Below are 22295 nucleotides of genomic sequence, written 5' to 3' on the forward strand. Positions count from 1 at the left end.
AAGGTGTATTGATGCCCTTTCTCGCTTTGTGGAAGAATGATCCCAACGACGATTGAGCTAAGGTGAACGCTGTGATAGACGCCGATGGCTTTCGGCCGAACGTTGGCATCATCATTGCCAACTGTGACGGCCAGCTGCTTTGGGCGCGTCGGGCGGGTCAGGAAGCGTGGCAATTTCCACAGGGAGGCATCAATGCCTGCGAAACACCCCATCAGGCTCTCTTCCGTGAACTCGAGGAAGAAATTGGGCTGACATCCCAGGATGTCGATGTGGTGGCCTGTACGCGAGGATGGCTACGTTACCGTCTCCCCCGGCGCATGGTCCGGATGCATTCGAAACCGCTGTGTATCGGCCAGAAGCAGAAGTGGTTTTTACTGAAAATTCGCTGCCACGACAGTCGGGTTTGTGTCGATAGTACGCCCAAGCCGGAATTCGATGGCTGGCGGTGGGTGAGTTACTGGTATCCTCTGGGGCAGGTCGTCTCGTTCAAGCGCGAGGTCTATCGGCGCGCGCTGCGAGAGTTGGCACCCGATTTTCATCGTCTTTCGCTGGAGGAAATGGCGCGGTTGTGAATCGCCGAAGGAGCCACCCGGTCTCGAACCCGTTCTGGAGAGTCGGTCTTCAAAGAGTCGGTCTTCAATAAAAAAGGCCGGGCTGTAGGGTCGCCAACTGAAAGGGTCACCAGTTGAAGGAGCGCAAACTGAAGGAGCGCAAACTGAAGGGTCGCCAATAAACGCGGGCTTTGCCGCCTGATCCGAAACCGGTCCATGGGCCGGTTTCGGGTCGGCCCGGCCACCCACTCGATGCCATCACGAGGATCTCCTCGCCCACAAGAAAAGGCTCATGCTCGATACCCTTCGCCGCATCGTCCAGGAAGTCAACGGCGCTCGCAGTCTGGACGCCGCTCTGGCCACCATGGTTCGCCGCATCCGCAAAGCGATGCGCACCGATGTTTGCTCCATCTACCTGTTCGATCGCGAGCGCGACCGACTGGTACTGATGGACACCATCGGCCTGCGCACGCAGGCGGTGGGTGTGGTGACCCTGCGTCTCGGCGAGGGGTTGGTCGGGCTCGTCGGGCAGCGCGAGGAAGCGCTGAACCTCGAGGATGCTCCCTCTCATCCGCAGTTCCGCTATTTCGTCGAGACCGGGGAGGAGAGGTTCTCCAGTTTCCTGGGCGTGCCGATCATCCATCAGCGGCGCATGCTGGGGGTGCTGGTGGTTCAACAGCAGGAGAAGCGCCGCTTCGACGAAGGCGACGAGGCGTTTCTGGTCACCATGGCGGCGCAACTGGCCGGCGTGCTGGCCCATGCACTGGTCTCCGGCACGCTCAACCGCCGCGCTCAGCCCGACGGCCAGGCGATGTTTTCCGGAGTGGCGGCTTCGCCCGGAATGGCCATCGGTGAGATCGTGGTGATCGCGCCCCCGGCGGATCTGGATAGTGTTCCCGACCTCATTCCGACCGACCCGGACGCCGAGGTCACACGCCTGCATGCCGCGCTGGCCCACGTCCGTGAAGACATTCGCAAGGCGGGGGCGCGTCTCGCCAGCCGGATTTCCACTCAGGAGCTGGCGCTCTTCGATGTCTACCAGCAGATGCTGGGGGACGCGGCGTTGGGTAACGAGGTCGAGAAACGCATTCGCGAAGGGCAGTGGGCGCCGGGGGCGCTTGCCGACGTGGTACGCCGGCACACGCAGTATCTGGAGCGGGTCGACGACGGCTATCTTCGCGAGCGTGCCACCGACATTCGCGATCTGGGACGTCGAGTGCTGGCGCACTTGCAGGAAGGCAACGAGATGACGCCCTCGACCTATCCCGATAACGCCATTCTGGTGGGGGACGAGATCAGCGCGGCAACCCTGGGTGAGCTGCCCAAGGGACGGCTCGCCGCCCTGGTGTCGATCCGCGGCTCCAGCAATTCGCATGTCGCCATTCTGGCGCGGGCGATGGGGATCCCGACCGTGCTGGGCATGGTCGACCTGCCGCTGCCGCGGATCAACGGTGCCAAGGCGATTCTCGACGGTCACCGCGGACGCCTGTTCGTGCGTCCCGATGCCCAGCTGGCCAAGCGCTATGAACGCTTGATCAAGGAGGAGCTGGCGCTGGCAGAGGTGCTGGAACATGAGCAGCACTTGCCGAGCGAGACCTCCGACGGCTACAACATGCCGTTGATGGTCAATACGGGGTTGGCGGTGGATGCCGTGGCGCAGCTCAAGCCGCGTGTCAGCGGCGTGGGACTGTATCGGACGGAAGTCCCGTTCATGATGAACGAGCGCTTCCCCAGCGAACAGGAACAGACCCGGCTCTATCACGAGCAGCTCGCCAGTTTTGCGCCCCTGCCGGTGGTCATGCGCACACTCGATATTGGCGGTGACAAGGATCTACCCTATTTCCCGATCAACGAAGCCAATCCGTTTCTCGGCTGGCGCGGAATCCGGGTCACACTCGATCATCCTGAAGTGCTGATGGTCCAGATGCGGGCCATGCTGATGGCGTCTCGCGAGCTGGACAATCTGCGCATCCTGTTGCCGATGATCACCAGTGTCGACGAAGTGGACACGGCGCTTCGTCTGCTGGCGCGGGCGCGCCAGGAACTCGCCGAGAGTGGTATCGAAGTCGCCTCGCCCAAGGTCGGGGTGATGATCGAAGTGCCGGCAACGCTCTACCAGCTCGCGGCGTTGGCGGATCGTGTCGACTTCTTCTCGGTAGGCAGCAACGATCTGACCCAGTATCTGCTGGCGGTCGATCGCAACAACGCGCGGGTATCCGGCCTCTACGATGCCTGCCATCCCGCGGTACTCAACGCCCTGGCGCGCCTGGCCGAAGAGAGTCGGCAGCTGGGCGTGCCGGCCTCCGTCTGCGGCGAGCTGGCCGGTGATCCCTCCGGCGCGCTGCTGTTGATGGGCATGGGCTTCGATGCACTGTCGATGAACGCGCCCAGCCTGCCGCGGGTACGAGCGGCGATTCGGCGCGTGAGCATCGGGGATGCGCGTTCGCTGGTATCGGAAACGCTCTCGCTACCCACCACGGCGGTGGTCAGAGCCCACCTGCGCCAGCGACTGAACGATTGGCAGATCGGGCACCTGCTGCCGCCTCAGGATTGATCCGCGGCGTTCGTCGTCAGCCGGACGATATCCCCGGTGGGCACGCCGCCGGGGCCGAATGGCTGCTCTTCCATGGTGGTGTTCCCGGCTGAGACCGTTACCAGCGTGGTTGCCCGGGTACCGTACTCCTCTCCCTCGATGAACATGGGCGAAAGAAACCGCTCTCGATCGCGACCGATACCGGTAGCGGGCAGTTCGCTGTCCGGCGCGGGCCGGGTATCGCGCAGCGATCTCCACATCTCGGCTCGCCAATCCTGCGTGTTCAGCGCCTGCTGCAACGCATCGCGTGCCCGCACGAGCTTGGGCCAAGGCGTATCCAGGCTGGCGTTGGAGAGCCCGTGGAGGCCGGGATCCAGGCGTCGGCAGACCGTCTCATGGCGGCTGTGATGCAGCGCCCAGAGCCGCCCGCCCGCCATCACCAGCAGGTTGAAGCCGGCGTATTGCCGGGCGCCTTGCGCGGCCAGGTTTTCCAGCCAACGGGCCGGATCGTCGACCGTCAGCGCCTGGCGCACCAGCTCACCGCGGCTGGGCGCGCCTGGCGGCGTCTTGGTCAGACCCTCTCGAACGTTGGCCTGGTTTTCTCGAACGTTAGCCTGATTTTCTCGAACGTTAGTCAGTGCCGCCACGCGTGACGCTGTTGCCGCGAGCCAGGTTCCGCCGGCCTGCAAGTCACGCCCGCCGATCAGTTCGGCGTCCGACCAGCGGTGCAGTGCCCGTGTCGGTCGCTGGTGAAACTCGTCGCGATTGGCGGCGAGGCGTAGGCTAACTTCGGCGTCCGGCTGCCAGTCGAATACGATCAGGCACATGTGACGATCTCCAGTGGAAGAAGCTGGGGAGGGACAGGAGATGTCAGGCGAAACGGTCGCCGTCATGACACGACTCCGGCGGCAGCGTAACATGAGCACGCTAGCGACTGGCACGCGCCTCGCGCGCCGACTCGTGCCATAGGCTCGCACGCTAGTTCGTACCCTGGTTCGTACCCTATGTCTTGCTCTCTACAGGACCGCTTCATGCTCGTTTCCCGCCCCCCGGCCGTTGCAGTGTCGACGGTAACTCTCCCAGTTTGCTCGATCGATTGCTTCCTCGCGAGGAAGGAGAGCGTTCGATGCTGACCGCGGTCGTGATCTATCTGCTGGTGGGTGCCATCGCCGGCCTGCTGGCGGGAGTGTTCGGTATCGGTGGCGGCATCGTCATCGTGCCCGCCCTGGTTTTCACCTTCGTGGCGCAGGGTTTCGACCCCGCGGTTGTCGCGCACCTGGCGGTCGGCACTTCGCTGGCGACGATCGTGGTCACCGGCGCGTCTTCGGCCTGGGGCCACTGGCGGCGCGGTAGCGTGCGTCAGGACTGGCTGCGGCTGATGATTCCGGGGCTGTTGGTGGGCGGCATTCTCGGCGTGCTGTTAGCTTCGGCGCTGCCCGGGCATGCGCTGACCCGATTGTTTGGGGTCTTTGCGGTGCTGATGGCACTGAGAATGTTGCTGTCGCGACCGCCTGCTGCGCAGGGCCAGGTGCCACAGCGCTGGCCGATGACCCTGGCCGGAGCGGTCATCGGGGGCGTCTCGACGCTGTTCGGCGTCGGCGGTGGCGTGATGTCGGTGCCCTGGCTGTCGCGCTTCACCAGTCGCATGACGGAAGCGGTAGGTACGTCGTCGGCGATTGGCTTGCCGATCGCGCTGATCGGCACCGTGACCAACGTCATCGTGGGCTGGGGCGAGATGACATTGCCCGCCGGTGCTACCGGCTACGTGATGTGGCCAGCCTTTCTCGGTCTGATGGTGACCAGCGTGCCGATGGCCCGGGTAGGCGTCAAATTGGCTCATGCATTGCCTGCCAGGACGCTGCGACGTATCTTTGCCCTCCTGCTGATCGTGGTGGGAATCAAGCTGATCATTGGCTGACCCGGCGATCTGGACTACCCCGTAGCCAAGGAGAAAGCATGCTGGCTTACCCCGAGATCGATCCGGTGGCCGTGTCGTTGGGCCCGCTCAAGGTGCACTGGTACGGATTGATGTATGTCATCGGCTTCGTGGGCGCCTGGTGGTTGGGACGACGACGTGCCGATCGCCTGGGACTCAAGCCCGATGATATCGGCGATATGCTGTTCTACGGCGCGCTGGGTGTCGTGCTCGGCGGGCGAATCGGTTACGCGCTGTTCTACGGTTTCGATCGCTTTCTGGACAATCCGCTGTGGATCTTCCAGGTGTGGGATGGCGGCATGAGTTTCCATGGTGGTCTGCTGGGCGTGCTGCTGGCGGCGCTGCTGTTCGCGCGCAAGCATCGTCTGGCGTTTTTCCAGCTGACGGATTTCATCGCGCCGCTGGTCCCGATCGGGCTGGGTGCCGGGCGCATCGGCAATTTCATCAATCACGAGTTGCCGGGGCGGGTCACGGATGTGCCCTGGGCATTGGTCTTTCCGGGAATGGGCGGGCAGGGGCGCCATCCGTCCTCGCTCTACCAGTTCTTTCTGGAAGGCGTCGTGCTGTTCGGGGTGCTGTGGACGGCATCACTGAAGCCGCGCCAGCGTGGCTTCATCTCGGGTCTCTTTCTGGTCTGCTACGGCGCTTTTCGTTTCCTCTCGGAATTTTTCCGCCGCCCGGACCCGCAGCTGGGCTTCATCGCCTTCGACTGGCTGACCATGGGTCAGCTGCTGTCGCTGCCAATGATCCTTGCCGGTATCGCACTGATCGTCTGGTCGCGGCACAATGGCGTCGACGACGCTCGCGCCTCACAGGCCGCGCCCTAATCTCCCTTCCGCTCACGGCGGATGTCCGGCGCAGCTGGTGTTTCCGTCGCGCGGGGTAGAATAGACTTCGACTGGCTCGTTTTTCTGGACGAGCGACATAATTGAAAGGAACGTGCCCATGCGGCCCTATCTCGACTTGATGCAACGCGTGCTCGACAGCGGCGTTGAAAAAGCCGATCGCACCGGCGTCGGTACGCTCAGCGTGTTCGGTCATCAGATGCGCTTCGATCTGCGCGAAGGGTTCCCTCTGGTCACCACTAAGAAACTGCATCTGCGCTCGATCATTCATGAACTGCTGTGGTTTCTGCGGGGCGACACCAATATCGCCTATCTGCACGAGCACAACGTCTCGATCTGGGACGAGTGGGCGGACGCCAACGGCGATCTGGGGCCGGTCTACGGCTATCAGTGGCGCAGCTGGCCGACCCCCGAGGGCGAGCATATCGACCAGATCGCCAAACTCGTCGAGCAGATCCGGCGCAATCCGGACTCTCGCCGACATATCGTTTCGGCCTGGAATCCCGCGTTGGTCGACGAGATGGCGCTGCCCCCGTGCCATGCGCTGTTCCAGTTTTACGTTGCCAACGGCCGTTTGTCCTGCCAGCTCTATCAGCGCAGCGCCGATATCTTTCTCGGTGTGCCGTTCAACATCGCAAGCTATGCGCTGTTGACCCATATGATCGCGCAGGTCTGCGGTCTCGAGCCCGGCGAATTCGTCCACACGTTCGGCGACGCGCATCTCTATCTCAATCATCTCGAGCAGGCGCGGTTGCAGCTGTCGCGCGAGCCGTTGCCGTTGCCGACGCTGAAGCTGAATCCGGCGATCGATGATCTGTTCGGTTTCCGCTTCGACGACATCGCCATCGAGGGGTATGAGTCCCATCCTGCCATCAAGGCGCCGATCGCCGTATGACCAACATGACGCCTTCTTCGCCGCTGGAAACGCCGGTTGCCATGATTGCGGCAATGTCACGTAATCGCGTGATCGGCGTGGGCAATCGCCTGCCGTGGTATCTGCCGGAAGATCTCAAGCGTTTCAAAGCCATCACGCTGGGCAAGCCGCTGGTGATGGGGCGCAAGACGTTCGAATCGATCGGCCGGCCGCTACCGGGACGGCTCAATATCGTGATCACACGCGATGTGCATTATTTTCACAAGCGCCATTATGAGGGTATTCGGGTCTGCCATTCGTTGGACGAGGCGCTGCAACTCGCCGATCATCAGGCGTTGATCGACGCCGCCGATGAGATCATGGTAATGGGCGGGGGAGAGATTTATCGGCAGGCACTGGCCGGGGCCGCGAGGCTTCATCTCACCGAGGTCGATGTCCAGATCGAAGGCGACGCTTACTTTCCGGCGTTCGAACGCTCGCAGTGGGACGAAGTGGAACGCGTCACGATGGCGTCGCAGCCGGACCAGCCGAGCTACGCTTTCGTCGAGTATCGTCGATCGCGCGAGTCTGGCTGAGTTGGCGAAGAATGGTGCGTCTGAGCGGGATCGAGCGGCTGACGCCAGGATAAGCGCCAGCATGTCCCGGTGTTGATTGAGAGGACTTGAGAGGAGTTGTGCCGTGTTGACGGATCGAACACAGGCGCTCCTGGCTGCCATCGAGCACCAGGTCGAAGCGGGTCAAGCCGCTTTGGAAGCCGAGAAAGAGCGGTACAAGGCATTGGAGGCGGAGAATCGAGCCCTCAAGGAGCGACTGCTTGCACTGGCGGAGCTGGATCCTTTGATGGTCAAGGGCCAGGACCATAACGAGGACCCCGATGGAGGCACACGTGCTCGGGGGCTGGGCAATCTGGCGTTCAGGCGGCCCCGACCGAAGCCGGATGGCGCCCCCGATGCGCAGCCGAGTCGTCAGGCACATGCCGTCTCCCCGTTACAGCGACTGACCTCCGCCTCATCCCACGAGAAAGCCCCTGCAGTCAGCGTATCGTCTCAGTCTGAAAAGGACTGGCTGAAAGAATCGCCATCAACGCATACCGGCGATGTGAATCAGGCTCCGGCGATTCGTGACGGAGGAGTCAGTCCGGACGCCGTCAGTTCGGACGCCATAGGTAGGGACAACGCCGATTCAAACCCGGCGATATCGAAGGAAGCGCTTCCAGACAAGACCATTGCGGATGGGGTGGGCGGCGAACCTCCCCAAAGTTCACTGGCGTTCGGCGCCGAGCATGATGCGCCGTCTCCGCATACGCTGCTCGCACAATGGTACAAGCGCTACCCCAAGGCGTTTTTCAAAGGACACACGCGACCGCTCAAGACCGGCATTCATCTCGATCTTTGTGAGGTCGAGCCCTGGCCGGAAAAATTGGTCCGGCGGGCGCTGGCCTGCTATGTACATCTGCCGCGCTACATGAAATCGGTTCGAGAAGGCGCGCGGCGGGTCGATCTGGCGGGAGAGGACTGCGAGACCGTCACTGACGAAGAAGCCAAGCACGCCAAGCGGCAACTGGAGGCGCTGCAGAAGAAACAGAAGATGCGTGAGACCCAGCAGCGATCGGAAAAACTGGACCGCAAGATCGGGGCACTACTGGCCAAGCATGGTCAGCATTCGCAGGAGTGAAGTCAGAATATCAGCGGGTCCGGAGATCCGTTGGCACGCGTCAACGCGTTGAACTTTGGTCTTGGGTCTGACGAGCGGGGCGGTTGCCGACAGTCCGTTCTGGCGCATTCTCTTGCCAATTCCCACCGAAATATTTTACTCGAACTACCCGCGAAACGGCTGCTGGCACCGGTTTTTCGCGCTTGGGGCGGTAACTCGCGATGGCAGAAGGAAGGAAACGGGCGGCTCATCCGGGCAACGAAAACAGTGTTTTTTCTTGTTGCGTTCCACTAGAGCCCGGTATAAGGTTTGCCTTGCGAGCATTGGACAATAACAAGGCTTCCGAGTTCCGCAGCCGTCATTCGTTCGCATGACGATGCTGGTTGAAGGTGCCGAAGCCGACTGCATCTGCAGACACGATCGAACAGTAAGCTAGTTAAGGAACCTATCGCGATGAAAAAGACGCTCTTAGCGACTGCTATTGCTGGTGCCCTGGGCGCCTCCGCCGCTGCCCAGGCAGCGACTGTCTACAACCAGGACGGCACGCAGCTCGACATCTACGGCAACATCCAGATTGCTTACAAGAATATCAAGAACGAACGTGGGAACTGGGAAGACGAAGTCTTCGATAACGGTTCGACCATCGGCTTTTCTGGCCAGCACATTATTAACCCAGGCCTGACCGGCTACTTCAAAGCCGAGTTCGAGCATCAGGCTGACGAAGAGAAGAGCAATGGCGGCCTCGACGACGGCGACCAAGCTTATCTGGGTCTGAAAGGCAACTTCGGTGATGCACGCCTGGGTTCCTGGGATCCGCTGATCGACGACTGGATTCAGGATCCGATCTCCAACAACGAATATTTTGATCTGACCGACTCTTCAACAGACCTTGGTGGCCTGTACGGCGGTTCTCTGGCAGATGGTGTTGATGTCGATCGCGAAGGCGACAAGTTCCAGTATATGTCTCCGGTCTGGGGCGGTCTGCAGTTCGCCATCGGTACCCAGTACAAGGGTGATGCCGAGGAAGAGTTCGGTGCTGACCATGGCGTGACGGGTGTATCCAGCCAAGGCTCCAACGCTTCATTCTTCGGTGGTGCGAAGTACAGTATTGGTAACTTCTCTCTCGCAGCTGTCTACGACGATCTCGACAACTACGGCCTGCACGCTAAAGATAGCGAAACTGGCGAATCGCTGGAATATGAAGCCAAGGCTTATGGCCTAGGCGCTCAGTATGTCATCGGTACTCTGCGTTTAGCCGCGAAGGTCGAAGATACCGACGCGACTTACGCTGGTGATGATGGCGACATCATGCGTTATGCACTGGGTGCTCGTTACGGTTACGCACTGTCTGACAACTTTGCTGGTGACGTGTACGGTGCCTATCAGTACGTCGATGCAGACAGCGAAGTGGCTCCGATCGTCGATAACGGTGGCGATGAAGACTCTTTCAACGAGTGGACTGTGGGCGCGACATACAATATCTCGCCGGCTATGTATACCTACGTTGAATATGCTCAGTATGATCGTACTGAAGACGAAGGTGACGGCGTTTCCTTCGGTGCCGTCTACAGCTTCTAAGCTGATACCGATGTGAGCGGCTTGCCGCTCACTCGAGCGAAGCCGGCCCCTCTAGGGCCGGCTTTTTAATGCGTGAAATATATCGTATGAAGACGCGCATCCCTGGCCGTCTCTCGCTAAGCGGTGCTGATCCCTCCTCACTTCCTCTCATCTCTTGCGACTTTCCAATCCCGACATGCGGCCTTGGGCTCGCCTTGGTCTAGGTGTCATTAGCGTGACAGGCTGGTAATCTTCTGTTGAGCGGGCGTTCAATAATCCGGGGTGGTGAAACAGATCACCAGCACCGATCATCAATGAATGGCGTCACGCTGTCGTAACAGGTCTGTCGTATAACAACACTTTCCGCCGATCGGGATATGTCAATCCAGACGGGGAATCGACAAACAACAGGAGACCTTCGATGACATTTTCCCGTCGTCGTTTCTTGCAGGGCGCTGCGGCCATCGGTGCCGCCGCTTCGGTACCGTTTTATATCAATCGTGCCTGGGCTCAGGATCAGACATTGCGTATTTATGCCTGGGCGGGTTATTTCAGCGATGAAATGCTGGCGGACTTCACTGCCAAGACCGGGATCAAGGCGACCTTCACCCCTTATGGCACCAACGACGAGTTGATGAATTCGCTGCGGGCCACCGATGGTTCAGGCTTCGATGTCATCATGCCCACCGTGGATCGGGTGCCCGGCTACCTCGATTATCAACTGATTCAGCCGCTGGATACGTCGCGGATTCACTGGGATGGCTGCCTGGAAACAGCGATGAAGGGCTCGGAAACCGGTGGTGTCATCGATGACAAACGTTATTTTGCGCCCTCCGACTGGGGGACCGAGGCGATCGCCTACAACACCCGCTATACCGATATCGACCGTTCCCAGCTGAGCTACGCCGATTTGTGGAACCCCGATATTGGCGCCGGCGTCACGGTACGTGCCCACTCCGCGCTGGTTGGTATCGGACTGTGGCTGGAGTCGCAGGGCAAGCTGCCGCGACCCTTGCTGGAATCGTTCAAGACGGAGGAGGCCATGCGCGCCAACTTCGATGTCATTCTGGACGAGGCGCTCAAGCATAAGGACATGGTCATCCAGTTCTGGTCGACCGAAAACGAGGCCCAGGGAGCCTTCCGCACCAATGGTGCGCTGATCGGCCAGACCTGGGACAGCACCGCCTTTCGGCTGCAGAGTGAGGGCGAACCGATCGCTTTCGGTGCCCCCAAGGAAGGTGCTCTGGCCTGGATGGAAGGCTTTGTGATCCCTCAGAACGCGCGCAACGTCGATGCGGTCTACGAGCTGATCAACTGGTACTACACCCCGGAAGCCGGGGCGATGTTCGTCAAGTCCACCGGCTACAACTCCACTGCGGTCGGCGCGGAAGACCTGCTGCCGGAAGCGAGTCGGCAGTTCTTCAAGGATTCCTACACTCAGCAGGATCTGGACAATCTGTGGTGGTGGCCGGTACAGGATCCGTGGTACGTCGCGCTGCGCAACGAGTACCAGGATCGTTACCTGTCGGCATGATCGTGGCTCTCGCCGAACGATACCCCGTGTTCGATGACGCGGGGTTTTTCCGTGGGTCAGTCGATATCCGTTATCGACAACATTCGAAGAGGGCGTCATGGACGGTCGCGTATCCCTGAGTCAGGTCGCCATGCGATTTGGCGACTTCACGGCGATTCAGCCGACCTCGCTGGACATCGAATCCGGCGAGTTCTTCAGCTTTCTGGGTCCTTCCGGTTGCGGCAAGACCACGCTGCTGAACATGATCAGCGGCTTTCTGACTCCCAGCGAGGGCAGCGTGACCATCGGCGGGAGCGACATGACCCGGGTGCCGGTCAATCGCCGGCCCACCGCGATGATCTTCCAGAATCTGGCGCTTTTTCCGTTGATGAGCGTTTACCAGAACATCGAGTTCGGGCTCGAGGTGCGGGGTATCGATCGGCAAAAGCGTCGGCAAAGAGCCGATGAACTGCTCGAACTGGTGGCGTTGACGGGCAGTGGCGACAAGCCGGTTGCCGAGCTATCCGGCGGCCAGAAGCAGCGAATCGCGATTGCGCGCGCGCTGGCCGTGGAGCCGCGAGTGCTGCTGCTGGACGAGCCGTTATCGGCGCTGGATCTCAAGCTGCGCCAACATATGCGGATCGAACTCAAGGCGATTCAGCGCAAGACCGGCATTACCTTCATCTATATCACGCACGACCAGGGCGAGGCGCTGACCATGTCCGACCGGGTCGCCGTGATGTCGGAAGGTCGAATCCAGCAGGTTGCCGATCCTATGACGCTGTATCGTCAGCCGCAGACCGATTTTGTGGCCAGTTTCGTGGGTGAGAACAATCGTTTTCCGGGCCGAGTCATGGCGGTGGAGGGCGAGCTGGTCACGCTGGACGCCGGGCTGCCGGCACCGTTGGTCGGGCGATCCGCGACGCCGCTCGAGCCCGGCGATCCGGCGACGCTCTATATCCGCCCGGAACAGTGGCGCGTGGGGCCCGCCGACGATCGGCGTCTGCCGCTGGGTGGCGTGATTCAGAGCGAACATTTCGAAGGTGCGTGGTTGACGCTGGAGGTCGCGCTGGACCAGGGGCCGACCATTCGGGCGCAGGTTCCCCATATGACGCCCGGCGCGGATACCGGGGCGCCGCTCGTCGTGGGTGGTGCCTGCCGCCTGGACTATTCGCCACGTCAGGCGGTCGTTCTGGCGGGGACGCTGCACGAGCCGGCGAGCGAGGAGGCCGTCAATGTGGCAGCAACTGCGTAGACGTTTCGGCGGTCCGCTGGCCGTGGCCATCGTTTCACTGATGGGAATCTGGCTGATCGCCATGGTGCTGCTGCCGCAATGGCAGATGATCGACTATTCGTTTCATCCTTCGCTGCTGCCGGCCGAGCGCGGGGGCGTGAAGGATGTCTGGTCGCTGACCAACTACGCCACCTTTTTCCACAACGACATTCATCTCGCGATCTTCTTCAAGACGATCTGGTCGAGCGTGCTGGTCACCGGGCTGACGCTGATCGTCAGCTATCCGCTGGCCTACTATCTAGCCAAGGTCGCTACGCCGGGCCAGGCGGCGCTGTGTCTATTGCTGCTGATCATCCCGTTCTGGATCAACGAGATTCTGCGCACCTTCGCCTGGTACATCATCTTCGCGTTCAAGGGGCCGCTCAATGAGCTGCTGCTCGCCCTGGGCTGGATCGATCGACCCATTCGCTTTCTCAACGGCGACACCGGCGTGCTGGTCGGCATGGTCTACGCCTATATCCTGTTCATGGTGTTTCCGCTCTACAACGCCATCGAGAGTCTCGATACCAATCAGATCCGGGCCGCGCGGGATCTCGGTGCGGGCTGGGGCCGCACCCACCGGCGTATCGTCATTCCTCACGCCAAGCCGGGTATCGCGACGGGCTGCATCATGACCTTCATGCTGGCGGCGGGCAGTTACGCGGTGCCGGCGCTGCTGGGCTCGCCGGGCAGTCGCTGGTTCACGCAGATCATCTACAACTGGTTCTTCGAGGGCGGGGACTGGAATCAGGGGGCGGCCTATGCATTCCTGCTGCTGGTCCTCTGCATCGTCTTCGTCACTGTCATCATGCGGGTTTTCAAGGTCGGCCTCGGCGACATAGCCAAGTAGACCATGCCAAATAGGAAAAGCGCTTCATGAGTTCTTCGCGATTCTTCTCCTGGGCGCTCAAGGCCTACCTGCTGGTGTTCTTCGTCTATCTGTTCCTGCCATTGGTGATCATGGCGGCGGCCACCTTCAACGAAGGCCGCTTTCCGACCGTCACGCCCTGGACCGGCACGACGCTGCAGTGGTTTTCGGCGCTGTGGGCCGATAGCGGGATGTGGAGTTCCCTGGTCAATAGCCTGATGGTAGCGGTCGGCGTGCTGTGTCTGGCATTGCCGATCGGTATCGCCAGCGCGCTTTTCCTGACCACGGTCGACGGCCGGGGTAAATCCTTCATCTATGCCCTGATCCTGTCGCCGCTACTGACGCCGGGGGTGATCATTGGCATCTCGACGCTGATCTTCTGGCGCGGCTGGGGCTTGAATGGGGGAATCGCGCTGACCGTCATCGCACAGAGCGCCTTTATCGCTGCCTACGTCATGCTGATGGTAGCGGCACGGCTGCAGCGCTTCGATCGCACGCTGGAGCAGGCGGCGCTCGACCTCGGCGCCAGTCAATGGCAGGTTTTTCGAAGAGTTTTGCTGCCTTACCTCAAGCCCGCGATTCTGTCCGCAGCGGTGCTGGCGTTCCTGCAGTCGCTGGAGAACTACAACACAACGCTGTTCGTGGCCGGCTATGACACCACGCTGACGATCTATATCGCCTCCAAGGTCCGCACCGGCCTGACGCCGGCGGTCAATGCGCTGGCGTTGCTGATGATTCTGTTCACGGTCGGGCTGGCGATGATCTACGAATTCAAGCGACGGCGTGAAGCCGCCAGACGTCTCGGCTGACACCAGTCGCGCTCGGTCAAGCGCTTGCTGAAAAGCGATCTACTGGCGAGTCAGCCTGACCAGACGGTGGCGCAACTCAGGGTCGAACAGGGCACGGCTGCGCCTCTGCAGGCGGATCAGGGATTCATCGTAGAAGAGGTGTTCATCCTCGACGCGTAACCATGACTGCTGCTCCAGCGTATCCAGCAGCCCACTGAATAGCCGTTTGTCGAAGAATTCCGGCGCGTTGAGTCCGGATAACAGCGTCAATCGTTCGGCGAGCTGACGGCTGTGTTCTTCCAGGCCTTCCCGAGTCAGTTCGCCACTGGGGTAGCGCAGTAACGAGGCCAGCAGCAGGTAGGCGCGCTCCAGCGTGGGCTGTACCGGCTGGCCCAGCAGTCTCAGATGTTCGCTCGATTCCAGATGCCCCGGCTGTCGACGCCAGCCGTTGTCGGTAGCCTGCAGCAGACCTTCCTCGGTCAGCACGGCCAGAGTGTCTACCAGCCTTTGACGCGGATCGTCGGGCGGGGCGAAGTAGAGTTCGTGGGCCAGCAACGGCCAGGCCGGCGACAGCAGCTTATCGAGCTCGTCGAGGGAAAAGGCGGCATTGTTGCGAAAGGCGAACGCCACCAGTCCGAGATGCATGAAGAGGTGCAGCACGTTGTTGCGATACCAGGTCAGTAGCGTTGCCTGCTCCGGACGGGCGCTGATCAATTCGCCCAGGGCTTGAGGCTGGCGGTTGACGAAGCCGAGAGCCACCGCGTGATCGATCCAGTCGGCGGGCTCTCCGCTCGGCAGCTGGCAGCGCTGGCTGCCCGGCAGGTTGCGCTGGAGTCTGACCAGTAGTCCGACATGATTTACCAGTAGATCGGATTCGATGGTGTGGTGGGGCGTCGCCAGCAGCGTTATCGCCACTAGCGAAACGGCATTGAGACTGGCGGCGTCGTTGATCCGGCGGGCCAGGGTTTGCCCCAGCTGTGGCACGGCCCGATGGAGCCACTCCGGTCGCGCCGAAACGGGTTCGTCTCGCCACTCCGGTACCGTTGCATTCAGAAAGCTCGCCAGCGACAAGGGTTCCCCCACGCTGACCGTGACGCGACCATGGGGCTCGCGCAGGTGCTTCAGAATGCGCAGCAGGTCGAGAGGCGATTCTTTCTTCTTCTCGCCACCGCGGAGCTCCCGCAGATAGCTGTTGCTCTCGAGTACCCGTTCGTAGCCGACGTAGACGGGCACGAAGGCGACGTCACGAATCGCGTCCCGCGCGAACGATCGCAGCGTCATCGCCAGCATGCCGGGGCGGGGCGCCAGCATCCTTCCGGTTCGCGAGCGGCCACCCTCGATGAAATATTCCACCGGATGGCCGCGGGCGATCAGGCGGTGCAGATACTCGTTGAAGACGGTGGCATAAAGGCGGTTGTCCTTGAAACTGCGGCGCAGGAAAAACGCCCCGCCGCGACGCATCAGCGCGCCGATCACCGGCATGTCGAGGTTGCGGCCGGCGGCGATGTGCGGCGGCATCAATCCCTCGCGATAAAGCACGTAGGAGAGCAGCAGATAGTCGATATGGCTGCGATGGCAGGGGACGTAGATCAGCGTGCGCTCGCCGGCGATCGCCTTGACCGCGTCGAGGCCGTGGACGTCGACGCCATCATAGAGGCGGTTCCACAGCCGCTTGAGCAGTTCGTAGAAAAAACGCAGCGCCGGGTAGGACATGTTGGAGGCGATTTCACGGGCGTAGCGTTCTGCGCGCCGACGTTCGCGCGCCGGCGTGCTGCGATTGGCCTCGGCCGCCTCGAGCACGGCCTCACGGACCGGCCGGCTGTCGACCACGCCGCGCATCAGCGTGCGATGGTGGGAGATGTCGGGTCCCAGCACCCGGGCGCGAATGCGACGGAAGTGAACGCGCAGGACCCGAGCGACCTTGCGCTGATTCAGCGTGACGGCAGGGTCATCGAGCAGCGGGCGCAGGCGAACCGGCGCGCCGAAGTGTGCTTCCAGGTGGCGACCGTTGACGGCCACCGAAAGCAGCCGGCGGAGTCGCCCGCTCCAGGCCCAGTCGTCCGCCGCCAGCATCTTCCAGAAACCGAAGTCCTTGCCCGGCGCGCGGCTCCAGAACACGCTGACCGGCACCAGCTGCGCGTCGAGCGTGGTGTCGTGCTCGAGGGTCTCCAGCAGTCGCTCCAGGTGGATCGAGTGCTGACCTCGAATCTCGCCACGGTGGCGGCGCAGGCGCGGCAGGGCAAAGCAGGCGGGCAGATCGAGCTGCCCAATCGAGTGTCGGCCATCAGCGCCGGGCAGATCGAGATCGCGACTCAAGCGTTCGACGGCAATCTCGTCGGTCAACGATGGATGCGCGATGACATAGAACGTCGGCAGCGCGGCGTCGAGCGCGAAGGGCTCCGGCTCGATCAGACGAAACGCCAGCCAGCGATCGAGTACGCGGCTGACGAGGCGATGCCACAGTTTTTGAGGTTCGATCATCGGCGTTGAGGCTCGATCTTGGTTGTTGACGTTCGGTCATCGGCGTTGACGTTCGGTCATCGGCGTTGACGTTCGGTCATCGGCGTTGAGATCCGGTCATGGCGATGAAGATCACTCAGCATCGGGGATCTTCTGAGCGTGCCAGCATCGTGGCATTTCCCGCAAACGCCCGAGTATAGCCACATCAACGGCCGACAGCGATCGATGCCCGCTTGGACAGGCTTTCCTTGGGACCGCAAACGTGCGTCAATCGGGAGCGATCTAGGAGGCAGATGGTTCATGCAAGCGACATGGAAGGATGGCAATCGGTTCGAACTGCTGCCGGAAGGCAAGCGGTTCTGGCCGGCGATGCGCGAAGCCATCGATGGTGCCCAGCGGCATCTGTGGATCGAACTCTATCTGATGGAGTCGGGTGAGTTGGCCGAGCGCTTCATCGGGGTGCTGACAGCGGCGGCGTCCCGCGGGGTCGAGGTCAAGCTGATGCTCGATGGCGTGGGCAGCATGGGGCTCTCGCGCAGCGATCGCCAGCGGCTGCGGGACGGTGGCGTCGAATTGCGGTTCTTCAATCCGCTCTCGGTGACGCGGCTGGGCGGCAATCTGATGCGTGATCACCGTAAGCTCGTGGTCGTCGACGGTGCCATGGCCTTTACCGGCGGCTTCGGCATCGTCGACGAGTTCGTCGATGCCTGGTACGAGGTTGCGGTACGCGTTCAGGGGCCCGTGGTCGAAGACTGGATGCGACTGTTTGCCCAGGTCTGGAATTCCCCCCTGACGCGGGGAGGAAGGGCGAGAACGCGGCTGTCGAGAGCGTTGCCCGATTGGCATTCGCCACCCGAAGCGGTTGTCAGCGGCATGCGCGGCAGGGCCATCTGGGGGCGGGGACATCGCTATCAGGCGATTCGGGTCTCGCTGCAGGGCCGTATCAACACGGCCGATCGCCGGCTCTGGCTATGCACGCCCTATTTCGTGCCGACGTTGAGCCTGCGTCGGGCGCTGGCTCGCGCCGCGCGCCGCGGTATCGATGTGCGCCTGCTGTTGGCGGGCGGTCATCACGACCATCCCGGAGTCCGCTATGCCGGGCAGCGGTTCTACAACCGGCTGCTCAAGGCCGGCGTCAAGATCTACGAGTTTCAGCCCACGTTCATCCATGCCAAGTTCAGTGTCGTCGACGACTGGGTCTCGCTGGGGTCGTGCAACTTCGATCACTGGAGTCTGCAGTGGAACCTGGAAGCCAATCAGGAGATCGACGACGCCGGCTTCGCTGCCGAGGTCGCCCAGCTGTTCGAGCGTAACTTCGCCGCCAGCCAGCGTATCGATGCCGCCAGCTGGGCGCAGCGCGCGTGGTGGCGACGCGCGCGCGAGTGGCTGTTCGGCACGCTCAATGCCTGGGTGACACGGCTCAAATAGCCCGGAATGACAACTGCCCGGAGTGAAAAGTGGCCCGGAATGACAAGTAGCCCGATGTGACAAGTCACGCGATGTGATTTGTCGGCAATTCGTCCGGAACCGCTGACGTTTCAGCGCGAACCGCGCTGCCGACCCGTCATGGCGTTCTTGGACTTGGGCTTGCCACTGCTTTTACCGGTTCCCTTGGTTTTACCTTTGCCCGGGTTCGCCGGGGGTTCGGCCGGGACCCGAAAATGCAGGTAGAGATCCAGAGTCAGTTCCGGGAGCTGGCCTGCCAGCGCGGCAAACTGGCTATCCTCGGCGACCATTTCCTCGATCTCCGGCTCGTCGTCGAACAGCCCCGACAACGCCATGAAGGGGAGCAGCAGGGCGGCGACATGGGTTTCGTCCTGGGAGAACCAGGCCGCTTCGTCGAGGAATACGCCCTGCATGAAGCCGGCGCACCAATCCTCGATGGCCGCGGCCATATCGCCGCTCTCGTCGAGCTCGGTGTCGAAAGGCAGCTCGACCCAGTTTCCGCGTTCCAGAATGCTGCCGGCGTTATTCTTGAGGCTTTCCAGCAGACCCAGAATTTCGTCGCGTTCGGCGTCACTCTCGAACGGCGGCTCGTCTTCGAACAGCTCGGCGATCCAATGGGGCTGAGCGATCTCCCGCGGGGAAACCGCCAGGGCAACCAGAAAACCGTGGGTACCGATCAGGTCAGGGGCATCTTCACCGAGGCGCTCCGAGGCGAAGTAATCATCGAGACGCGCCAGTGCTTCGTCGGCCAACGGTGGCTGACTCTCGATCGCGTCATCGGGGCGTTCGGACGAGAGTTCAGGCTCGAGTTCAGACATAGGGCTCTCCGGATGGCCAGTGGAAATCGATGGCAGACGCCAGTGGGCTGGACGCCCGATGATGGTGTCGGCATTCTATCATCCCATGACCAATCTGCGTTCTTCCCCTTTATCCCCCACGCTCGGCGAGAGCGATGCTCGGACGCTGGACGCGCTCGACGAGGCGGCCCTCGAAGGCCAGCTCAGGCAGCGAGCCGAGGCGGCCTGGCAGCTCGCGCGGGACGTGCATCCGGATTTGCCTCGCCCCGCGATCTGGTTCGACCTGCGCGGTCGTAGCGCGGGCCAGGCGCACTACCAGCGCGGCGGGCTTCGCTTCAACTGGACCCTGTTACGCGAAAACCGTCAGGCCTTCATGGACGAGATCGTGCCCCATGAAATGGCCCATTGGCTGGTCTTTCACCTCGAGGAGGCGGCTCGAGCCCGGCCCCACGGGCGCGAATGGCAGACGGTAATGCGGCAGCTCTATGGGTTGAAACCGACCGTCACTCACCGCTTCGACATCGCCCGCGCCAGCCCCTCACCGTATCTCTACCGCTGCCGCTGCGACGTGCTGCATCGGTTTACCGGTCGCCGTCACTCCCAGGCCATGAAGGGCTCCCGTTACCTGTGTCGTCACTGTCGGGCGACCTTGACGTTCGCCTATCGCGAAGTGGCCGAATAGCGGCGCGCGTCGTCAGGAGTACAGTCGCCACCGGTGCTATCAGATACCCATGAGCCTGCCTCCGGGTTACCCGGCATCAAGGTGAGACGAAGGTCTAATAGGGTGTGGCGGGGGCCACCGTTATATGCTGACCGACTGAACGGTCGGTGGTCTATCGCCTTGAGTCGGCTAGGCTTTCACGAACCGACGAATCATCGCCGAGTGGATGGCGACGATTGGAACACGACCCCTAGGGAGCCTGGAGCATGAGCGAACAGCAGCGCGTATACCCCGTCGATGAGCGCTTGGCAGCCAATGCCTGGATCAATCGCGATCGGTACGAATCGCTCTATCGCCAGTCCGTCGAAGATCCCGACAGTTTCTGGCGCGAACAGGCCGAGAGTCTGAGCTGGAGCAAGAAACCCGCGACCATCAAGAACACGTCGTTCGCTTCCGACAATGTCGATATTCGCTGGTTCGAAGACGGCGAGCTCAATGTCGCCCACAACTGTCTCGATCGTCACCTGGACTCGCGCGGCGACCAGGCCGCCATCATCTGGGAAGGTGACGACCCCGACGACCACAAGATCATCACTTATCGCGAGCTGCATCAACGAGTATCGCAGCTCGCCAACGGCCTCAAGTCTCTGGGCATCGGCAAAGGCGACACGGTGACGCTGTACATGCCGATGGTGCCGGAGGCGGCGATGGCGATGCTTGCCTGCGCGCGTATCGGCGCGGTCCATTCGGTCGTCTTCGGCGGGTTTTCGCCGGACGCGCTGGCGGGGCGCATCGTCGACTCGCAGTCGCGCATCGTGATCACTGCCGACGAGTCGGTTCGTGGCGGCAAGCAGGTGCCGCTCAAGGACAATGTCGACGCCGCGTTGACTCGCCAGGGGACCGATGTGGTCGAGTCGGTGCTGGTGGTCAAGCGCACCGGTGGCGATATCGAATGGCATGAAGGGCGGGATCGCTGGTTCGACGAGGTCGTCGATTCGCAGTCTACCGACTGCCCCGCCGAGACCATGAACGCCGAGGATCCGCTGTTCATTCTCTACACGTCAGGTTCGACGGGAACGCCCAAGGGGCTGAAACACACCTCCGGCGGTTATCTGCTCTATGCTGCGCTGACGCATCGCACGGTCTTCGATTATCACGAAGGCGAGGTCTACTGGTGTGCGGCCGATGTCGGCTGGATCACGGGTCACAGCTACATTGTCTATGGCCCCCTGGCCAACGGCGCCACCACGCTGATGTTCGAAGGCGTGCCGACCTACCCGACCCATGGGCGTATGGGCCAGATCATCGACAAGCACGAAGTCGCGATCCTTTATACCTCACCGACGGCCATCCGTTCGCTGATGGCGCACGGCGAGCACATCATGGATGACAGCCAGCGCTCGTCGCTGCGGATTCTCGGCTCTGTCGGCGAGCCCATCAATCCCGAAGCCTGGGACTGGTTCCATCGGGTCGTGGGCAATTCGCGCTGCCCGATCGTCGACACCTGGTGGCAGACCGAGACCGGCGGCCACATGATCACACCGTTACCCGGGGCAACGGCACTGAAACCAGGCTGTGCCACTCAACCTTTCTTCGGGGTGCAGCCGGCGCTACTCGACAACGACGGCAAGCGACTGGAAGGCGCTACCGATGGCAACCTGGTGATTCTGGATTCCTGGCCGGGGCAGGCGCGTTCGATCTGGAACAATCACGAACGTTTCGTTCAGACCTACTTTTCTACCTATGAAGGGGTCTACTTTACCGGTGACGGTTGCCGCCGCGATGCCGACGGTGATTATTGGATCACCGGGCGAATCGATGATGTTCTGAATGTCTCCGGACATCGAATGGGCACCGCCGAGATCGAATCGTCCCTGGTCGCGCACCAATCCGTAGCGGAAGCGGCGGTAGTGGGGTATCCGCACGACATTAAAGGGCAGGGCATTTATGTCTATGTGACCCTCAACGACGATGTCGAATCCAGCGACGAGTTGAAGCAGGAACTCAAGCAATGGGTGCGCAAGGATATCGGCCCAATCGCGACGCCCGACGTGATTCAATGGGCGCCGGGATTGCCGAAGACCCGCTCGGGTAAAATCATGCGACGTATTCTGCGCAAGATCGCCGCCGACGAGTGTGATGGTCTGGGCGATACGTCGACGCTGGCCGATCCCGGTGTCGTAGAGGACCTGATCGAAAACCGCCATTTACGCTCATGAACTCACATTTTCAATGGTTCGAATCGAACGCAGAATAGAGGTTAATGTAACAACTATATGACTGGTTGATGTAAATTATTATTAGCTTCATTGCGGTCGATGGTTATCGTTCGGCTATCCCGAAAGAGGCTTTCCTTCCGGTACTTTTCGTGCCGCTCCAAAGGGAGGGAAGCACGCCAGCTTTCCGGGATGGCCGAACTTTTTTTGTGTTTAACCCAACAGTTTGAGTTCTCCTGTGCGGGTTTATCCATCAATTCTTACTGGATTTACAGTCGGTTGACTTGAGGCTTGGGATTCCACGATCGCATGGGGTAACATGCC

18 protein-coding genes are annotated in these 22295 nt (G+C 61.5%); 15 read left to right on the plus strand and 3 right to left on the minus strand.

The window, feature by feature from the left end; all coding sequences use genetic code 11:
• Positions 1–71: 71 nt before the first annotated feature.
• Positions 72–572: an RNA pyrophosphohydrolase gene (locus ACUN9V_RS00945; protein WP_075562878.1), complete on the plus strand. Its 501-nt coding sequence runs from the start codon at positions 72–74 to the stop codon at positions 570–572.
• Between the two features lie 271 nt (positions 573–843).
• The gene (ptsP, locus tag ACUN9V_RS00950) at positions 844–3105 is read left to right on the plus strand and encodes a phosphoenolpyruvate--protein phosphotransferase (protein ID WP_445509997.1); all 2262 of its coding nucleotides are present in this window, start codon (positions 844–846) and stop codon (positions 3103–3105) included.
• Here the strand turns inward: ptsP and ACUN9V_RS00955 are convergent.
• Positions 3096–3911 (minus strand): NRDE family protein, encoded by an 816-nt coding sequence (locus tag ACUN9V_RS00955; RefSeq protein ID WP_445509998.1) that lies wholly within the window; start codon positions 3909–3911, stop codon positions 3096–3098. The two genes, ptsP and ACUN9V_RS00955, sit on opposite strands and share 10 nt — an antisense overlap.
• 299 nt (positions 3912–4210) lie before the next feature.
• Here ACUN9V_RS00955 and ACUN9V_RS00960 point away from each other — a divergent pair, with 299 nt between their 5' ends.
• The 10 genes from ACUN9V_RS00960 to ACUN9V_RS01005 all read left to right on the plus strand — a co-directional run bounded on the left by ACUN9V_RS00960 (position 4211) and on the right by ACUN9V_RS01005 (position 14412).
• Positions 4211–5002, plus strand: a complete 792-nt coding sequence (locus tag ACUN9V_RS00960) for a sulfite exporter TauE/SafE family protein (protein WP_445509999.1) — start codon at positions 4211–4213, stop codon at positions 5000–5002.
• A 38-nt stretch (positions 5003–5040) separates the two neighbouring features.
• Positions 5041–5847 (plus strand): prolipoprotein diacylglyceryl transferase, encoded by an 807-nt coding sequence (gene lgt, locus ACUN9V_RS00965; protein WP_445510000.1) that lies wholly within the window; start codon positions 5041–5043, stop codon positions 5845–5847.
• Between the two features lie 118 nt (positions 5848–5965).
• Positions 5966–6760 carry a thymidylate synthase gene (locus tag ACUN9V_RS00970; protein ID WP_445510001.1) on the plus strand — a complete coding sequence of 265 codons (795 nt, stop codon included), beginning with the start codon at positions 5966–5968 and terminating at the stop codon, positions 6758–6760.
• The gene (locus ACUN9V_RS00975) at positions 6757–7314 is read left to right on the plus strand and encodes a dihydrofolate reductase (RefSeq protein ID WP_445510002.1); all 558 of its coding nucleotides are present in this window, start codon (positions 6757–6759) and stop codon (positions 7312–7314) included. The genes ACUN9V_RS00970 and ACUN9V_RS00975 overlap by 4 nt, the downstream gene beginning before the upstream one ends.
• A 103-nt stretch (positions 7315–7417) precedes the next feature.
• Positions 7418–8413: a ProQ/FINO family protein gene (locus ACUN9V_RS00980; RefSeq protein WP_445510003.1), complete on the plus strand. Its 996-nt coding sequence runs from the start codon at positions 7418–7420 to the stop codon at positions 8411–8413.
• A 432-nt stretch (positions 8414–8845) separates the two neighbouring features.
• Positions 8846–9970 (plus strand): porin, encoded by a 1125-nt coding sequence (locus ACUN9V_RS00985; RefSeq protein WP_445510004.1) that lies wholly within the window; start codon positions 8846–8848, stop codon positions 9968–9970.
• A 400-nt stretch (positions 9971–10370) separates the two neighbouring features.
• Positions 10371–11483 carry an extracellular solute-binding protein gene (locus ACUN9V_RS00990; protein ID WP_445510005.1) on the plus strand — a complete coding sequence of 371 codons (1113 nt, stop codon included), beginning with the start codon at positions 10371–10373 and terminating at the stop codon, positions 11481–11483.
• Positions 11484–11580: 97 nt separating this feature from the next.
• The gene (locus ACUN9V_RS00995; RefSeq protein ID WP_445510006.1) at positions 11581–12717 is read left to right on the plus strand and encodes an ABC transporter ATP-binding protein; all 1137 of its coding nucleotides are present in this window, start codon (positions 11581–11583) and stop codon (positions 12715–12717) included.
• On the plus strand, positions 12698–13585 hold the full coding sequence (locus tag ACUN9V_RS01000) for an ABC transporter permease (protein WP_445510007.1): 888 nt from the start codon (positions 12698–12700) through the stop codon (positions 13583–13585). Before ACUN9V_RS00995 ends, ACUN9V_RS01000 begins: the two co-directional genes overlap by 20 nt.
• Positions 13586–13611: 26 nt before the next feature.
• Positions 13612–14412 (plus strand): ABC transporter permease, encoded by an 801-nt coding sequence (locus tag ACUN9V_RS01005; RefSeq protein WP_445510008.1) that lies wholly within the window; start codon positions 13612–13614, stop codon positions 14410–14412.
• A gap of 39 nt (positions 14413–14451) precedes the next feature.
• On the opposite strand, the gene plsB is transcribed toward ACUN9V_RS01005, so the two are convergent.
• Positions 14452–16872, minus strand: a complete 2421-nt coding sequence (gene plsB / locus ACUN9V_RS01010; RefSeq protein WP_445510009.1) for a glycerol-3-phosphate 1-O-acyltransferase PlsB — start codon at positions 16870–16872, stop codon at positions 14452–14454.
• 279 nt (positions 16873–17151) lie between these two features.
• Between plsB and ACUN9V_RS01015 the strand changes: the two genes are divergently transcribed.
• Entirely contained in the window at positions 17152–18279 is a 1128-nt protein-coding gene (locus ACUN9V_RS01015) for a phospholipase D-like domain-containing protein (protein ID WP_445510010.1), read from the plus strand.
• 110 nt (positions 18280–18389) lie between these two features.
• Here ACUN9V_RS01015 and ACUN9V_RS01020 read toward each other — a convergent pair whose 3' ends face one another.
• Positions 18390–19115 (minus strand): YecA/YgfB family protein, encoded by a 726-nt coding sequence (locus ACUN9V_RS01020; protein ID WP_445510011.1) that lies wholly within the window; start codon positions 19113–19115, stop codon positions 18390–18392.
• 58 nt (positions 19116–19173) lie between these two features.
• Here ACUN9V_RS01020 and ACUN9V_RS01025 point away from each other — a divergent pair, with 58 nt between their 5' ends.
• Positions 19174–19776 carry a SprT family zinc-dependent metalloprotease gene (locus ACUN9V_RS01025; RefSeq protein ID WP_445510012.1) on the plus strand — a complete coding sequence of 201 codons (603 nt, stop codon included), beginning with the start codon at positions 19174–19176 and terminating at the stop codon, positions 19774–19776.
• A gap of 245 nt (positions 19777–20021) precedes the next feature.
• On the plus strand, positions 20022–21974 hold the full coding sequence (gene acs, locus ACUN9V_RS01030; RefSeq protein ID WP_445510013.1) for an acetate--CoA ligase: 1953 nt from the start codon (positions 20022–20024) through the stop codon (positions 21972–21974).
• Positions 21975–22295 lie beyond the last annotated feature (321 nt).

It is taken from the genome of Salinicola sp. V024, from assembly GCF_052645315.1.